The following is a 15,761-nucleotide window of genomic DNA, read 5'->3' on the forward strand; positions in this document are numbered from 1 at the left end:
CGCTCGCAATGACGCTTTGATACTTGTTTCGGTGTCATCGCCCGGCCTTGACCGGGCGATCCAGTACGCCGCGGCTCATCGGCTCAAACACTGCTGTCTCTGGAATACTGGATTGCCCGCTGGAGCCTGGCCTCGGGCGGCGCTTCGGGCCGACCCGGGGGCGGGCAATGACAGTCGAGAGTAACGAACCACCTGAGCCAAGCTTATACATTCCCGCGGCGCGTTGCGCCCGGGGTGTGCATCAGTCTCGCTCCCTCTGACAACAGAGGGCGCAGGGAATGCCGGGTGCTGGCCGCAACCCATGGCCCGCCTGCAAAAAGTAAGCAGGCGGCAGTAACCACAGGTTCAGCCAAAACATCCGGCATTCCCTGCGCGACGGTTTTAACGCTTATAGCGTGCTCTCCCTGGGGACCGGGCTTTCTTGCCCCCATCGCCGCGCGACCATCTCACGCGACTTGACCTCAGCGTCGGGAGGCCAGGACCACACGCTTTTGCGTCCGCCCCGGCGCCGTTCGTCCGCACGAGAAACTCGCGCGCGGCGCCAATGCGTCCATCGCATCCCCGCCTCACGTGTCGTGACGATCGCGATACGTCCCTCTGCATCGAGGCGGGATGACGCGGATGATACTTCTGATTTGCGGAATTAGGCAACGCCTGTCGCCTGCGACAAACTGGCACGACGGGCAATTTGCGCATGCCCCTCATGCGCGTTTTGCCCGTCGTGCAAGGCCGTTCTTGCCGCAACTGTTGCCCCGATCCCGCAGTCTCTTACGACGCCAAAATTCCTGTATGACCGCTACAGGCCCGATTCCGTCACCTTTCCGGCCTCGTTATTGCGCCACTCCATGCCGCGCCCGCGGACGGATGATCCAATCAACCGATGAATTTCGGATCGCAATGGCACGGCGGATACGAGAAGGATAAATTCAGCGACTGGGCCCGTGGGCGCAAGATCAGAGACGCTCGCGGAAGCCAAAGGGCCGATGACTCGTGAAAGGGAGAGCTCAGCCATGAAATCATCATCTCTGCTCATCGCAGCCTTGACTGCAGCCACCAACACCTCGATCCATGCAGCCAAGCCGCCCCAAGTCGGCGATGTCATCACGCTACAGGACCAAATGCTCGCCTGCTTCGATCTCGATAACACGAAGGAGCTGGAACGCACACGCGCGATGGATGGCCTTTCGGCGGCGCTGCATTTTGTCGACCGCCACCCTCTGCCGGACAACCCCGCCGCGGGGACCGGCATGTTCAACAACGTGTGCAGCCACTTCGGACCAAGCGGTACGATGTACCGGGTCAAAAAAGTTTACGACTGGACGAGCGGCGGGCTGACCCTGTTTTGCATTGATCCGGCGAGAAAATGGACTCTCGGTTCCCCGGGCGACAAGAAAGAACCGCCAGCCGAGTCGGCCGACGATTGCTGGTGGGGGCGGCTGGATTATTGAGGGCAACATCGATGCACCGCGTCGGCAAGCCGAATGCCGCCACAAGGACATGCACCGCGGGCAACGAGGCAAACGTTGTGACGTCCGCGTTTGGATCCCCCGACACTTGCGCTCATGGCCAAGGCTGCCGACGCGGTGCTAAATCGCCGCGCATTTCTCTTAGTGGCCCACACCGACGAAATCCGGCGCTCGCCCGTGTGTCGGCTGTCGGCGGGTGCACCAGACGTGCCTGACGTGCAGCCAAACCGTCTGGCCCATCGCGTCGTTTCGCTGCTATTCAATAATACCTCGGCTAACGGGGCGGAGTGGACTCTGCCAAGCGGTCTGCCCGGCGCGTCTATAGATTCACGGCCTCGCCGGCCGGCGCATCCAACCCCTCCGGCAGCGCGATCCAGAGCACCGTCTGTTGTTCGCCGGAATGACGGGTGATGTGGCCCTTGCCATGGATGTCCTCCACCAGCACCATCCGGCCCGGTCTGACATAGCGCACCGCGCCATCGCTGGTCTGGTATTCGGCGCCGCCATTGAGGCGGACCGTCAGCGCCCGCTCCGGCACCGTATGCCAGCCGACCTCGGGGCGGCCCGGCGGAATGCGGATGAAATGGATGCGTGATGCCGGATAATCAGCCGAAATCTCGAACCGTGCGAGGCCGGATATCGTCGGCCCGTGCGGGGTCGGGATATCAACTTCATCGAAATGGGATTCACCGTCGGCCGTGGCATAGATGCGCAGGCACTTCATCTGAGCGGCTCCGGCCGTAACGAAAGATGGGTGAAGCGTGGTTGCCGATCACCCCATCGCAGCCGCGCTGGTGCGACCGGCATGGGCACGCCGATCGAGCCAATAGGTCGACAGTGCGAGGAAGACCCAGCCGAGATTGTAGATCAGGCCGCAACCAAGCACGGCCCAGCCGGGGATCGGCCCGATCTCGGCGCGGTCGACGAATTCGCTGAAATGCGATGCCATCTGCGGATGGATGGCCAGCTTGCCGAAATAGGCCGAAGTCTGAATGGCGATGATCCAGATGTAGGTGCGCCGGACCCTGCGGCCGGCGGCGCGAAAGAAGCTGATGTGATGGCGCGGATGCAGGTAGTCGTCGGCGAGGACGACCCGCCAGTCGCCATCGCCGGCGGCGTACTTGCCGCGCAGGATCTGCGCGTACAGATGCGTTTCCATGTAGCGCGCCCGCGCCCGCCAAACGTTGAAATAGCGGTAACGGCGCGCCTCCAGGCCGAGAAACACCGCAAGCAGCATGCCGATCAGGATCAGCGGCAGGCCTGAGGCCTCGCGCGAGGAGAATGTGGTCGACAGCGCGATCCCCATGGTGACGATCGACCAGTTGGTCGTGTTGTCGAGCCGCGTCCGCCAGATCGTGCTGCGATAGATCTCGCCGCGATAGAGGTGCGCAATCGCGCCCAGTTCGGCCGCGTTGAAATCCTGAATGTCCTTTGGGGTTTCGACGGGACTGAGCATGGTGAGCACCGGATGGGCCGCGACCAGCGCGAAGAACTTGGGACGACAGGGAATCGGCAACGGCACGGGTCGCGCATGCGCGTACCGACACCAGGCGATCGACCGTACCATGTTTCTACCGCCCGGTCCCCCGGCACATGATGAATGACGTGCCTTCGCGCTGCCGATCATCTCGCGTTCGCGAAACATCGGCAGCTCGACGCGCCTGCCAGCCTGATACCGTCGCAGACAGCAGCGCTCACTTTTTCAACTCGACGTTTTCATGCATACTCCGCAGCATCGTTCGGAAGGAACGCGCGCATGGCCCAGGTCCTTCAGGCTGAGGAGAGCCCGCGGCACTATCCCCAAAAGCTGCCCGCTGCCGCGGTGCTGACCGCGCTCGGGGTCGTCTACGGCGACATCGGCACCTCGACGCTGTACGGGCTGAAACAGGCCGTCGACGCCGGCGGAGCGCCCACGCCGGAAACCGTGATCGGCACCGTGTCGCTGATCTTCTGGGCGCTGCTTCTCATCGTCGGGCTCAAATACGCCATTCTGATCCTGCGCGCCGACAATCGCGGCGAGGGCGGCATCGTCGCGCTGCTGGCGCTGCTCGATGCAAGGCACGCGCCGCGCGGCAGCGCACGGGCCTCCCTGCTCGTGGTCGGCCTGATCGGCGCCGCGCTGCTCTATGGCGACGGCGTGATCACGCCGGCAATCTCGGTGCTCAGCGCGGTCGAAGGGTTGAAGATCGATGCGCCCGCGCTGGCGCCGATGGTCGTTCCCATCACCATCGCGATCCTGGTCGGCCTGTTCCTGGTGCAGCGCAAGGGAACGGAGTTCGTCGGCACCATCTTTGGGCCTGTCATGCTGGTGTGGTTCCTGGCCATTGCAGTCCTCGGCCTCAAGGGCATCGTGCAAAGCCCGGCCATCCTCGCCGCGATCAGCCCGCATCATGCCGTGCTCTACCTCGGTCATGCCGGCCCCGGCATCGCCTTCGCCGTGCTCGGCGCCGCGTTCCTGACCCTGACCGGCGCGGAGGCCATGTATGCCGACATGGGTCATTTCGGCCGGCTGCCGATCCAGTTCGGCTGGTTTGCGATCGTCTCGCCGGCGTTGATGCTCAATTATCTCGGCCAGGGCGGGCTGCTGCTGGCCGATCCGCAGGCGGCCGAGAACCCGTTCTATCTGCTGGTGCCGCGCTGGGCGCATTACCCGATGGTGGCGTTCGCGACGCTCGCCACCGTGATCGCCTCCCAGGCCATCATTTCGGGCGCCTATTCGCTGACGCAGCAGGCCATGCAGCTCGGCTTCCTGCCGCGCATGCGCGTGAACCACACCGCGAGCCACGAGAAGGGGCAGATCTACATCCCGCTGGTCAACTGGCTGCTGGCGGGTGGCACGCTCAGCGCCGTGCTGCTGTTCCGCTCATCGGACGCCCTCGGCGGCGCCTATGGCATCGCGGTCGCGATGCTGATGGCGATCACCACCGTGCTGGCGGCATTGGTGGCCCTGAAATGGGGCTACAACCCGCTTCTGGTGGTGGCGGTCAACGGATTCTTCCTCGTCATCGAACTGGTGTTCGTCGCCGCGAACATGACCAAGCTGGTTGAGGGCGGCTGGTTCCCGCTGCTGCTCGCCGCCGTGATCGCGTTTCTGATGCTGACCTGGCGCACGGGGTGGCAACTGCTCGAACAGGAGCGCTCAAAGCTGCGCCAGCCGGAGGACGCGTTCGTCGAGTGGGTCATCAACACGCCGCCGATCCGGCTGCCCGGGGCGGCGGCGATCTTCACCGCGGCGACCACGGGGATCCCGCTCTGTCTGACCCATCATCTGCGGCACAATCGCGTCCTGCACGAGCGCGTGCTGTTCATCGCCTCCATCATCGTCGACGCGCCGCGGGTCGACGCCAGCGAGCGCGTCACGTTCGTTCCGGTCGGCGGGGGCATCACGCGCGTGCTGTTCCATTTCGGCTTCATGGAAACCCCTGATGTGATGGCGGCGCTGCGGCTCGCCTGCCGCAGGCCCGAGCTTGCCGGCATCGATCCGGAAAACATCACCTACTACTTTCGGCGTGTGATGGTGATCGCGAGCGACAGGATTGCCGGCATGGCGGTCTGGAGAAAAGCCCTGTTCGCCATGATGCATCTCAACGCCAATCTCCCGGCGGCGTATTTTGGCGTCCCGCCCTCCCAGGTCGTCGAAGTCGGCCTCGAGGTCGAGATCTGACGTAGCGCGCAGGGCGGGTAGAGCGTGCGCGCTCTCCCCACCCTGCGCATCTGCGCATCGAAGCTATCCACCCAAGACGTCGAGCACGCAGCAGTCTTGGCGCCGCAATGGGCCATCGTGTACGCGGCGGCGTGAGCGCCGGTGATGACGATGGGCTGGACCAGCGCAGCTTCCCTCCTGGGACGGTCTGCCGCATCCGCATCACTAGGAACGGATGGCGCATCGAAACATTGCCAGACGTCGAAGCCACAACTCCTGCGGAAAGGATATGACCATGAAGAAGATCACGACGATCGCTTTGGCGATGTTCTTTGCTCTCGGTTCAACGGTCGCGCTCGCTCAAAGCGGCGGCGGCGGTGGTGGCGGAGGGAGTGGAGGCGGAACTGGTAGCGGCGGCTCCGGCGCAAGCAGCGGCTCCGGCGGCACGGGCATGGGCGGTGCGAGTGGCACGAGTGGCGCCGGAACGGCCGGCAGCGGGACGACGGGATCCGCAGCCGGCACCGGGACCGGCGCGAGCGGCGGGTCCGGCGGTTCATACGGCGGCGGTCCCGTCACGCCCAACGACAAAAACGGGGACATCACCTCCCCAAGGCGCCGCTGAGCCGATCAAGGTAAGGTGGGCGAAGGCGCGTGCGCGCCGTGCCCACCCTTCGCACCTGGCGCGCTCCATGGTGGGCACGCTTCGCTTTGCCCACCCTACTCGTCGATAGGTCGGAGCTACCCGCCGGCCCAGACGTCGAGCACGTAGCGGTTCTCTGTGCCGAGATCGGCGATCCATCGTGCGGCTGCATCGGCATCCGAGCCGGTGCAGTCGCGATGGATCTGCATCAGCGCCGCCTTGACGTCGGGCTCCATTTTCGAGCCGTCGCCACAGACAAAGATGACCGCACCCTGCTCGATCAGCTCCCAGACCCGCGCCTTCTGCGCCGCGAGCAGATGCTGCACATAGGTTTTAGGCCCGTCACTGCGTGAGAACGCTACAAAGAGCTCGGTGATGCAGTCGTCGGCGAACGCCTTCAGCTCGTCGGCGTAGATGAAATCCTGCTCGGGATGGCGACAGCCGAAGAACAGCATCGCGGGCCCGAGCGTCGCGCCGCCGGCCTTTTGCGCGGCGCGCGCCTGCAGGAAACCGCGGAACGGCGCAAGCCCCGTGCCCGGGCCGATCATGATGATCGGCACCGATGGATCGTCGGGTAAGCGGAAGCCGGCCTTGGTCTCGCGCACGGTCGCAAAGATGGTTTCGCCCTCGCGGCGCGAGGCGAGATAATTGGAGCAGACGCCGCGATAAAGTCCGCGCCCTGAGGCCGCCGGGCCTTCCACCACACCGACGGTGGCGCTGCAGCGGCCCGCATCATGCGCGGGCGCGGACGAGATCGAATAATAGCGAGGCGCGAGCACTGAGAGCATTTCGAGATAGGCGTGGAATGGCAGCTCGCAGGCCGGAAATTCCTCCAGGAGGTCGTAGACCGATTTGCGCTTCGACAGGATGTCGGCGCGATAGCGCTCGCTCGCCTGTGCATCGTCGCCGACATAGGCCAAGAGTTTCGGCTTGGTCACCGGGCAGCGCGTGTGCTCGGACATGATCTGGATCTGCTTGCGGGTCGCCACCTGCTGCAGTTCGAGGTAGTCAGTGAGGAGCTGGCCGACCGAGACCGTCTCGCCCACCGGCAATTGCGCGCGGCGGCCTTCGGCAACAGCGAGCCGGATCTGGTCGGCCGGCAGGAAGCCGAAGCGACGCGCCACCCGGTCGACCAGCGCTGCGTCATTGCGGGGTACGACACTCAGGTGATCCCCGACGCGGTAGGTCATGCCATCAGGCAGTTGCACCTCGATATGCCGCGTCGAGCGTTCCGACGCGGCGCCCGACTTGTTCTGCAGCTCGCGATTGACCAGGACCTTCATCCGCACGGTGCCGCCGAGCGCCGCCACCGCGTTGACGGCGCTGGGCGCGACCGGCTCGACGGAATAGAGCGGTGTGTCCTCCGCGCTGCGCGAAAAATTCTGGTCGAGGCCGAATTCCTTGACCGCCGCCTGGCCGAGCGCGGCGAACCAGCTCTCGAACTGGCCGTCGAGATCGCTGCGCGCATCGCCCTCGCCGCGCGGATAGACGCGCTTTGCGCCGTGCGCCGCCAGCGCCTCGTCGATCAGGCGCGGCACCGACTGATAGGTCGCCGCCCAGTCGCGGTTGCCGCAGCCGAACACGGCGTAGCGCACCTTGGCGAACGCATCGTTCGGCAACTCGCCGCGCAGCCAGTTCACAAAATTCGTCGCATTGTCCGGCGGGGCGCCATTATAGGACGCGCAGAAGATCAGCACGCCGCCGCTGTCCGGCAACTGGCCGGCAAAATCGTCGAGCGGCGCAAGCCGCGTGGCAAAGCCGTTGACCTCGGCGAGATCGGCGACGCGCGTCGCGAGCTCCTCGGCGGTGCCGAGATTGGAGCCATAGAGCACCACGAGCGGCGTGTTGTGCCCGGGCCGGGTCCGCGCCCGCGGCGTCGCCGCACCCGCCGCACCCGCTGCCGCGACGGCGTCAGCATGGATGGTGCGGTCGCGACCGGTGCGCAACCGCACCTTGATCTTGAATCCATCCGGCTTGATGGTCAGCGTCTCCTTGAGCCTGATCTGATAGCGCTGATGATCCACCAGCTTGAAGCGCTGCAGGATCATGCCGAGCGCGAGCGCCGCCTCGTGCATGGCAAAGCCACGCCCGATGCAGGCGCGCTGGCCGTTGCCGAACGGCTTAAAGGCATTGACCGGACGCTTTGCTTCGGCCGCGGGGTTGAAATTTTCCGGATCGAACAAATCGGGGTTCAGTCCCCAGACGCTGGGGTCGCGGTGCAGCGCGGTCACCAAAATGGTGATGAACTGGTTCTTCTTCAGCGTGTATTTGCCGCCGATAGTCTCGTCCTTGAGCGGGGCGATGCCATAGGCCGGCGCCGGCGGCCATAGCCGCAGCGCCTCCTTCAGGATCTGCGTGATGTAGGTGAGCTGCGTGACCTGTTGATAGCTTGGCCTGGCGTCGACGTCAGGACCGAAGACGCGATCGACCTCCTCATAGGCCTTCGTCAGCACGTCCGGATGCTTGAGCAGGGCATAGATCGCGTAGGACAATAGCCCGCTGGTGGTCTCGTGCCCCGCGATCAGAAAGGTGTTGATCTGGTAGCGAATGTTGACGTCGTCGAGCTGCTCGCCGGTTGAACGGTCGACGCCGCTCATCATGGCGTTCAGCATGTCCTTCTTGCCGTCGGAGGCGTCAGCCGCCTTGCGCCGCTCGGCGACGATGTCGTCGACCATCCTGTTCATGAAATCGACGTCCTTGGCGAGATCGCCGCGGCGCCGGCGCATCCAGAGGTTTTCCAGCGGCAGGCCGCGGATCATCATGATGGTTTCCAGCGAGCGCACCAGCGATTCCACGAAGGGATGATAGTCGCGCCGGTAGAACGAATTGAAGCGGTAGTCGAAGCCGCACAGGCCGATGGTGTCCAGCGTCAGCGCCGTCATGTCGTGGACGACGTCGATCTCGTCATCGGCATTGAGCCGTTCCCACTTCTTCACCAGCTGCTCGGCGATGTCGACCATGCTCGGATGATAGGACTGCATGGCGCGGTTGCCGAACGGCTGCAGCAGGATGTTGTGCGCCTTGCTCCAGTTCGGCTCCGATGTATCGGCCGTGAACAGGCCGTCGCCGCCGATCGCGCGCACCCGCCGCAGCGCGCCGCGCACCACCTTGTCGAACCGCGTCTCGTCGGAAAGTTCGTCGACGAGCTCATAGCCCGAGACGATGACGAGCGGCGCACCCATCATGTCGAGCCAGAAGATCGGGCCGAGCTCCTTTGCGAGCCGGGTCAGGTCCTGCACGGGCGCGGCGGAATCGAGCGACAGCATGTTGCCGACCACCGGCTTCGTCGGCGGCTGCGGGATCGGGCTCAGTCTGTTGTTGGAAGCCATTTTGATTTTCCCCACCCCTCACCTGTCATTCCGGGGCGCGCGCAGCGCGAACCATGGTGCGCAATTGCGCACCTGAGAATCTCGAGATTCCGGATTCGGTCCTTCGGACCGCCCCGGAATGACGGCGTCATTGCCACCCAAACCGCCGTCTCCGCCATTCGATCAGCTTCGCCGAAACCTCCTCGGGCTGCTCCTGCTGCGTCCAGTGGCCGCTATCCCTGACCAGGTATTTTTCCAGGTCCGGGACCAGCTTCTCCATGCCGTCGGCCGACGACGGCGGCAGTACAGCGTCGTTCTCCGCCATGATCATCAGCGACGGCACCCGCACGGTGTGATCGAGATTTTCCGAGCGCTGCCAGTTGCGCGAAAAGTTGCGATACCAGTTGATCCCGCCGGTGAAGCCGGTTTTGGTAAACGTGTCGACGAACACTTTTTTCTCCTCATCCGACAGGATCGGCCTGCGCGGATCGTGACGGGCGTCGTAATTGGCGATCATCTGCGGAAAGGCAAGATTGAGCCGCGGCGACGCGCCGACGCCTGCAACCGGCTGCTCTGCCGGCGCGCCAGCAGGACGCGGCGCCGGCTTGCGCATGAAGGCATCAAAGGTCTGCTCGACGCGACTGTCGAAAATCCTGTCAGCTTCGCGCGCCGGGTTCTGGAACTGCACGATGTACATGTGCTCGCCAAAGCGCTGCTTGAACAGCTCGATCGGATCGATCGGCGCGCGCGGCAGATGCGGCGTGTTGACGCCGACGACGCCGGCGACACGGTCGATGTGTCGCAATGGCATCTGCCAGACGACAAAACCGCCCCAGTCATGGCCGACGAAGATCGCCTTGTCGATGTTCAGATGATCGAGCAGCCCGACGAGGTCGCCGGTCAGGTGCTCCATGTCGTAGTCCTCGACCGCTCCCGGCCGGTCCGTCGCGCCATAGCCGCGCTGGTCCGGCGCGATGACGCGGATGCCGGCCGCGCTCAAGGCCTCGATCTGGTGCCGCCAGGAAAACGCGATTTCCGGCCAGCCATGGCAGAGCACCAGCGGCGGCCTGTCGTCCTTCGGACCTGCTTCGTAATAGCCCATGCGGATGCCGTTGGTCTGGGCGAACTGAAGCGGCGGCATGTTGATCATGATTGTTTCCTACTCAAAACATCGGCGCAGATATTGCCGCATCGTCATGGCCGGGCTTGTCCCGGCCATCCACGTCTGATCCAGGAAAGAAAGACGTGGATGCCCGGCACAAGGCCGGGCATGGCGAGCTTGCGGTAACGATCAGCTCCATACGCAAATCGAACTTACGGAATAAACCAAACTCAAACGCCGACACTTCAGCCCGCTGCGCTCTGGCGCTCGGGCGCGAACGCCTGCTCCAGCAGTTCGAACTCCTCGGGCAGCATGTCGCAGAGCACCTGAACATGCGGGATGATGTTGGCGCCGGCGATGAAGCCAAAATCGAGCTGGTCGCGATAGGACTGCACGGTGATGTTGAGGGCGATGCCATGGGTCGAGATCGAGACCGGGAAGATGTGCAAGAGTTCGGCGCCGGCCGCGTACAGCGTCTGCCGCGGCCCCGGCACGTTGGAGACCGTGATGTTGGCGGTCGGCGGCAGCACGTCCGACAGGCTGGAGCGGCTGTAGAGCAGCGCGAGAATCTGCACCAGGATCGGCGCGCCCAGCATCGAGATGTTTGACACCTGCGGCATGAAGGCGCGGAGCGGATGCGCCATCTCCTTCGATTTGGTCGACTGGGCGATGATCGCGGTGAGCCGCTCCCTGGGATCCTCGATATTGGTCGCAATGGCGCAGATCATGCCGAAAACCTGGTTGTTGGTTTCGGTGTTGCCCTCCTCGCGCAGCGAGATCGGCACCGCCGCGGTCATGGATTTCTTCGGCAGCGCGCCATGCTGCAACAGATAGCGGCGCACCACGCCGGAGGCGAGCGCCAGCACCACGTCGTTGAGCTTGCCGCCGGCCAGCTTCGCCAGCGCCTTGGCCCGCGACAGCGAAATCGAGGCCCCGGCAAAGCTGCGCTCCGACGAGATCGACTTGTTCAGGATCGTCGGCGGCGAAGCCATGCTGGCGATGCTCTCGCGCGCGGCGGGATCGGAGATTTTTCCGACCACGTCGGTGACGCTCCTGAGCATCGCCGGGATGCTGCCGGCGAACCGCACCGCGCTCTCGATCTGGTACATCGCATTATCGAACAGGATCGAGCCGAGATCGCTCTTGCCCGAGCGCGGCAGCTCGATGCCCTTGGCGATGGCGGGATCGAGCGGCTGATTCCAGAGCTGGGTATAGGCGTCGAGCAGGTTGGCGGCGATGTCGCGCGGCTCCTGCTCCGCCTTTGCACGAGCAGCAGGGGGATCAACCTGGCGCGGCACCGGCGTCATGTCGTAGATCATGTTGGTCAGCGCCGCGCCGGCACCGCCGTCGATGCAGGCATGGTGCATCTTGGAATAGAGCCCGACCTCGTTGTCCTTCATGCCCTCGAAGACGTAGAATTCCCAGAGCGGGCGGGCGCGGTTCAAGAGTTTTGCATGCATCCAGCCGACGATGCGCTCCAAGGTCGCACGGTCGCGCGGCTCCGGCAGGCTGGCGCGGAAGATGTGGCGGTCGATGTCGAACTGGTCGTCCTCGACCCAGGAAGGATGGTCGATGTCGAGCGGTGCCTTCTCCAGCCGCGCCTTCAGGATCGGCGCCAGATGCAGCCGCGATGCGATCATCGCCTTGAACGCTTCGAAGAAGTCGCCCTGATAGTCGTCAGGCAGGCGGAAGATCGCCATGCTGCCGACATGCATCGGCATTTCCGGCGTTTCGAGATACAGAAACGACGCGTCCAGCGATGACAGTTTCTTGCCGTCACCCATGTTTGTCCTCCCTCAGAATCGGCGCGGCGCGCTTTTGACGCGCTTCTTCATGGTTTCAAGTTGATTGTGCCTGTTCCGGGGGCGCGTAGGCAATGGCAAACGGCCCCGCCCGGTCGAATTGCTTGAACTGGCCTTCGGCCTGCGCCAGGCGGTCGGCCACTGCCCACAGCGACGCCGGATTGACGCCGAGCCCGACATGGCTGGCGAGATGGATCTCGATATTCTCGGCGGTATCGGAGGGGCACAGCTGGCAGGTGCGCCAGTTCACGATGCCGTCGGCGCGGGAATAGATCGACGTGGTCGGCACCGGCAGGTCGCCTGATATCGCGGCGCGGAGCTCGGGATGGGCCTCCACGATCTCGCCGGACATCGCCTCGTAGAGCCGTGTCGCGTTGGTCGCCCGCACATCGCCGGCAAAGGGGCTGCCCAGCGTCACGACATAGCGGACGAGTTCGGGGGCCTGCAGCGCGAGGTCGCGCGCATAGACGCCACCGAGGCTCCATCCGACGATCGAGACTTTTCTCGTCGTATCGCGATATATCCCGGCGAGCCGATCCAGCAGTAGGCCGCGCATGCGCCCGAGCCCGCCAACGTTGCGGCCCATGCGCCAGGCTTCCGTCGCATAGCCGAGCTCGCCGAGATAGTGCCGCATCGGCGCCATCGACAGGTCGCTGGCCAGAAATCCGGGCAAGGTCAGGACAGGATGGCCATCGCCGCGCGGCGCCTGCATGAGCAGCGGCGACAACAGGAAGCTGGCGTTGAATTCAAAGATCGCGCGCGCCTCGGCGAGCAGCAGGCCTAGCCCCGGCGGGCGCAACCGCCCGGCGGCCGGCGATGGGCGTCCGTCGGGAGCCATTACCTCTTCTTGTCGCCCCCGAGCGAGCCGAGGCCGGCCATCGTGACGAACAGATCCTGAAACTTTTCGGCAAGTTTCGGATCGAAGGTGAACCAGCTCTGCATCAGCGCTTCAGGCGTGACCTTTTCGATGTTGGCCATCATCTGCTGCTGCAGCTTGTCCATGACCGCCGTCTGCATCGGGGACACGTCCGGCAGGCCGAAGAATTGCCGGGCCTCGAGCGGCGTGCAATCGATCTCGACATTGACCTTCATATCAGCCGCTCCGCTGGATGCAATTTCCGCACTACGCCACGGCCGGCGCTCGCGTGCAAGCGATAGGGCCCGGCTGGGAGCGTTCGGACACTGTACTTTTTAACAGTTATGGTCAACCAGTGCCCGGCCGGGGAGTTATGCCTGCCGCGGGCGCTCCCGCGGCTTTCGGCCACTGCCAAAGTCGGATATCGAGGCACGCTTGCAGCGGCTGCCGCAAGAGGCTCGCGGCTTTCCGCGCGCGCTCTGGCAGGGTCACGCACAAAGCGGCTTGCACGGCGGCCCAAGCCGATCCAACATGGGCGGCACGTGTCCCGAAGCCGAAATTCGTGTCATGCCCGGCTTCTCGGACCAGTTCCTGAAAATGCGAAGCGTGCCACCGCGGAGGCCTCTGATCAATGTCCGTACGTCCCACCTTGTTTGCCGCGGCCATCGGCGCACTGGCGTCGCTTGCGATGCAGCCGGCGTCGAGCCAGACCCTGCGCTACGCCAACCAGGGCACGCTGAAATCGCTCGACCCCTACACCTTCAAGGAAACGACAACCATCGCCCATCAGGGCCATGTCTATGAGGGGCTGGTGACGCGCGATAAGGACCTCAAGACTGTCCCGGCGCTCGCCGAAAGCTGGGAAACGCCGGAGCCGACGCGCTGGCGCTTTCACCTGCGCAAGGGCGTGAAATTCCACAATGGCGATCCCTTTACCGCCGACGACGTGCTGTTTTCGGCCGACCGGGTGCGCGCACAGGGCTCCAACTTCCTGTCCAACGTTCCCTCGGACGCAAAATTCGTCAAGGTCGACGACTATACCGTCGACGTCGTCCTGAGCGCGCCCAATCCGATCCTGATCTCGCAGTGGGACTCCTGGTACATCATGGACAGGAAGTGGTGCGAGGAGAACAACTCGGTCGCGCCGACGCCGGTCTCGGCGACCACGCCGAGCTACGCCGCACTGCACGAGAACGGCACCGGGCCCTTCACCATCGAGAGCCACCAGCCCGGCGTCAAGACCGTGTTCAAGGTCAACCCGAACTGGTGGGGCAAGCCCGAACATAACTTAAAGGAAATCGTCTTCACCACGATCGCCTCCGACGCGACCCGCGTCGCTGCCCTGCTCTCGGGCGAGGTCGACGTCATCGAGCCCGTGCCGATCCAGGACATCGCACGCGTCGATTCGAGCCCGAATGCGCAGGTGCTGAAGGGGCCGGAGCTGCGCACCATCTTTCTCGGCATGGACGAGACACGCGACGAGCTGCTCTATTCCAGCGTCAAGGGCAAAAACCCGTTCAAGGACGTCCGCGTCCGCGAGGCCTTCTACAAGGCTGTCGACATCGACCTGATCAAGACACGGGTGATGCGCGGGCTGTCGACGCCGTCGGCGCTGATGATCGCGCCGGAGCTGTTCAAGCTGTCGAAGGAGTTTACTCGACCGAAACTCGATCCCGACGGCGCCAAGAAGCTGTTGGCCGAGGCCGGCTATGGCGACGGATTTGAGGTCACGATGGACTGTCCGAACGACCGCTACGTCAATGACGGCCCGATCTGCCAGGCCGTGGTCGGCATGCTGGCCCGCATCGGCATCAAGGTGAACCTCATGGCGCAGCCGAAGGCGCAGTATTTCGCAAAGGTGCTGAAACCCGGCGGCTACCAGACCTCGTTCTTCCTGCTCGGCTGGACGCCGGCCACGATGGATTCGCACAACGTGCTGCATGACATCATGGGCTGCCGCGACGACAAGAACGACGCCACCCGCGGCGAGGCTAATCTTGGCGGCTATTGCAACCGGGAGCTCGATGCCCTGACCGACAAGATCCTGATCGAGGCCGACACCGCCAAGCGCGACCAGATGATCAAGCAGGCTTTTGAGATCGGCATCAAGGATTATGCCTACATCCCGCTGCACCAGCAGTCGCTGGCCTGGGGCGTGTCGAAAAAGGTGAAGCTGACGCAGCGCGCGGACAACCAGGTCCTGCTGTACTGGGCCACCAAAGCGGAAGAGTAGCCAAGTCTTGAAGTTCAGCGTCCCGGCGGCAGCACGCTCCGGGACCCTTCGTTTTAAGGAATACTCCAGACCCTCATGGTGAGGAGGCGCTTTTGCGCCGTCTCGAACCATGAGGCCAAGGACCGGGCCTCATCCTTCGAGACGCGGCGAAGACGCCGCGCTCAGGATGAGGGGATAGAGTTCTTGCGAAAAGCGAAAGGAAGAGATGCTCGCCTTCATTCTTCGTCGGGCCATCCAGGCGATCGCCGTCATGATCGTCGTCGGCTGTGTCGCGTTTGCAATGTTCCGCTTCGCGGGCGACCCCATCAGCCAGATGGTCTCGATCGACACCTCGGCGGCGCAGCGCGCGGAGATGCGCAAATCACTCGGGCTCGACGATCCGGTGCTGGTGCAGTTCGCGCGCTATTTCGGCAATGCCGCAAGATTCCAGTTCGGCGTCTCCTACCAGTTCCGCCAGCCGGTCGCGGACCTGCTGAAGGAGCGGATGCCGGCCACCCTGGAGCTCGCGACCTGCGCCACCATTCTCGCGATGGTGTTCGGCATCCTGATGGGGGTCTATTCCGCACTGCACCGCAATTCGCTGCTGGCCAAAGCCTTCCAGGCGATCTCCCTGATCGGCATTTCGCTGCCGACCTTCCTGATCGGCATCCTCCTGATCTACCTGTTCGCCGTTGTGCTGGGCTGGCTGCCCTCGTTCGGCCGCGGCGAGAC

Annotated in this window: 12 protein-coding genes; 5 read left to right on the plus strand and 7 right to left on the minus strand. The window is 64.2% G+C overall.

Going from position 1 to position 15,761, the window contains the following annotated elements:
• The first annotated feature begins 1,010 nt into the window (after window positions 1–1,010).
• Complete coding sequence (locus tag JOZ76_RS09295; protein ID WP_291698331.1) at window positions 1,011–1,448, plus strand: hypothetical protein; 438 nt, start codon at window positions 1,011–1,013, stop codon at window positions 1,446–1,448.
• A gap of 337 nt (window positions 1,449–1,785) precedes the next feature.
• Here the strand turns inward: JOZ76_RS09295 and JOZ76_RS09300 are convergent, their stop codons facing one another.
• A complete protein-coding gene (locus JOZ76_RS09300; RefSeq protein ID WP_291698332.1) occupies window positions 1,786–2,190 on the minus strand; it encodes a hypothetical protein in 405 nt (134 codons plus the stop codon).
• Window positions 2,191–2,238: 48 nt separating this feature from the next.
• Window positions 2,239–2,988, minus strand: coding sequence for a DUF2270 domain-containing protein (locus JOZ76_RS09305; RefSeq protein WP_291698333.1), 750 nt, complete (start codon window positions 2,986–2,988; stop codon window positions 2,239–2,241).
• A 234-nt stretch (window positions 2,989–3,222) separates the two neighbouring features.
• On the opposite strand from JOZ76_RS09305, the gene JOZ76_RS09310 reads away from it, so the two are divergent.
• Complete coding sequence (locus tag JOZ76_RS09310) at window positions 3,223–5,130, plus strand: potassium transporter Kup (protein WP_291698334.1); 1,908 nt, start codon at window positions 3,223–3,225, stop codon at window positions 5,128–5,130.
• Between the two features lie 274 nt (window positions 5,131–5,404).
• Window positions 5,405–5,731: a hypothetical protein gene (locus tag JOZ76_RS09315; protein ID WP_291698335.1), complete on the plus strand. Its 327-nt coding sequence runs from the start codon at window positions 5,405–5,407 to the stop codon at window positions 5,729–5,731.
• Between the two features lie 116 nt (window positions 5,732–5,847).
• On the opposite strand, the gene JOZ76_RS09320 is transcribed toward JOZ76_RS09315, so the two are convergent.
• From JOZ76_RS09320 to JOZ76_RS09340, 5 genes are all read right to left on the minus strand, one after another.
• Window positions 5,848–9,078: a bifunctional cytochrome P450/NADPH--P450 reductase gene (locus JOZ76_RS09320; protein WP_291698336.1), complete on the minus strand. Its 3,231-nt coding sequence runs from the start codon at window positions 9,076–9,078 to the stop codon at window positions 5,848–5,850.
• A gap of 127 nt (window positions 9,079–9,205) precedes the next feature.
• Window positions 9,206–10,207 carry an alpha/beta fold hydrolase gene (locus JOZ76_RS09325; protein WP_291698337.1) on the minus strand — a complete coding sequence of 334 codons (1,002 nt, stop codon included), beginning with the start codon at window positions 10,205–10,207 and terminating at the stop codon, window positions 9,206–9,208.
• Window positions 10,208–10,404: 197 nt separating this feature from the next.
• Window positions 10,405–11,943: a WS/DGAT/MGAT family O-acyltransferase gene (locus JOZ76_RS09330; protein ID WP_291698338.1), complete on the minus strand. Its 1,539-nt coding sequence runs from the start codon at window positions 11,941–11,943 to the stop codon at window positions 10,405–10,407.
• A gap of 55 nt (window positions 11,944–11,998) precedes the next feature.
• On the minus strand, window positions 11,999–12,799 hold the full coding sequence (locus JOZ76_RS09335) for an alpha/beta fold hydrolase (RefSeq protein WP_291698339.1): 801 nt from the start codon (window positions 12,797–12,799) through the stop codon (window positions 11,999–12,001).
• The gene (locus tag JOZ76_RS09340) at window positions 12,799–13,053 is read right to left on the minus strand and encodes a DUF6489 family protein (protein ID WP_291698340.1); all 255 of its coding nucleotides are present in this window, start codon (window positions 13,051–13,053) and stop codon (window positions 12,799–12,801) included. Before JOZ76_RS09340 ends, JOZ76_RS09335 begins: the two co-directional genes overlap by 1 nt.
• 395 nt (window positions 13,054–13,448) lie before the next feature.
• Here JOZ76_RS09340 and JOZ76_RS09345 point away from each other — a divergent pair, with 395 nt between their 5' ends.
• The gene (locus JOZ76_RS09345; protein WP_291698341.1) at window positions 13,449–15,050 is read left to right on the plus strand and encodes an ABC transporter substrate-binding protein; all 1,602 of its coding nucleotides are present in this window, start codon (window positions 13,449–13,451) and stop codon (window positions 15,048–15,050) included.
• A 205-nt stretch (window positions 15,051–15,255) separates the two neighbouring features.
• A partial coding sequence (locus JOZ76_RS09350; protein WP_291698342.1) for an ABC transporter permease occupies window positions 15,256–15,761 on the plus strand: 506 nt, incomplete at its 3' end.

This window comes from Bradyrhizobium sp. (genome assembly GCF_019244115.1).
Lineage (GTDB): Bacteria > Pseudomonadota > Alphaproteobacteria > Rhizobiales > Xanthobacteraceae > Bradyrhizobium.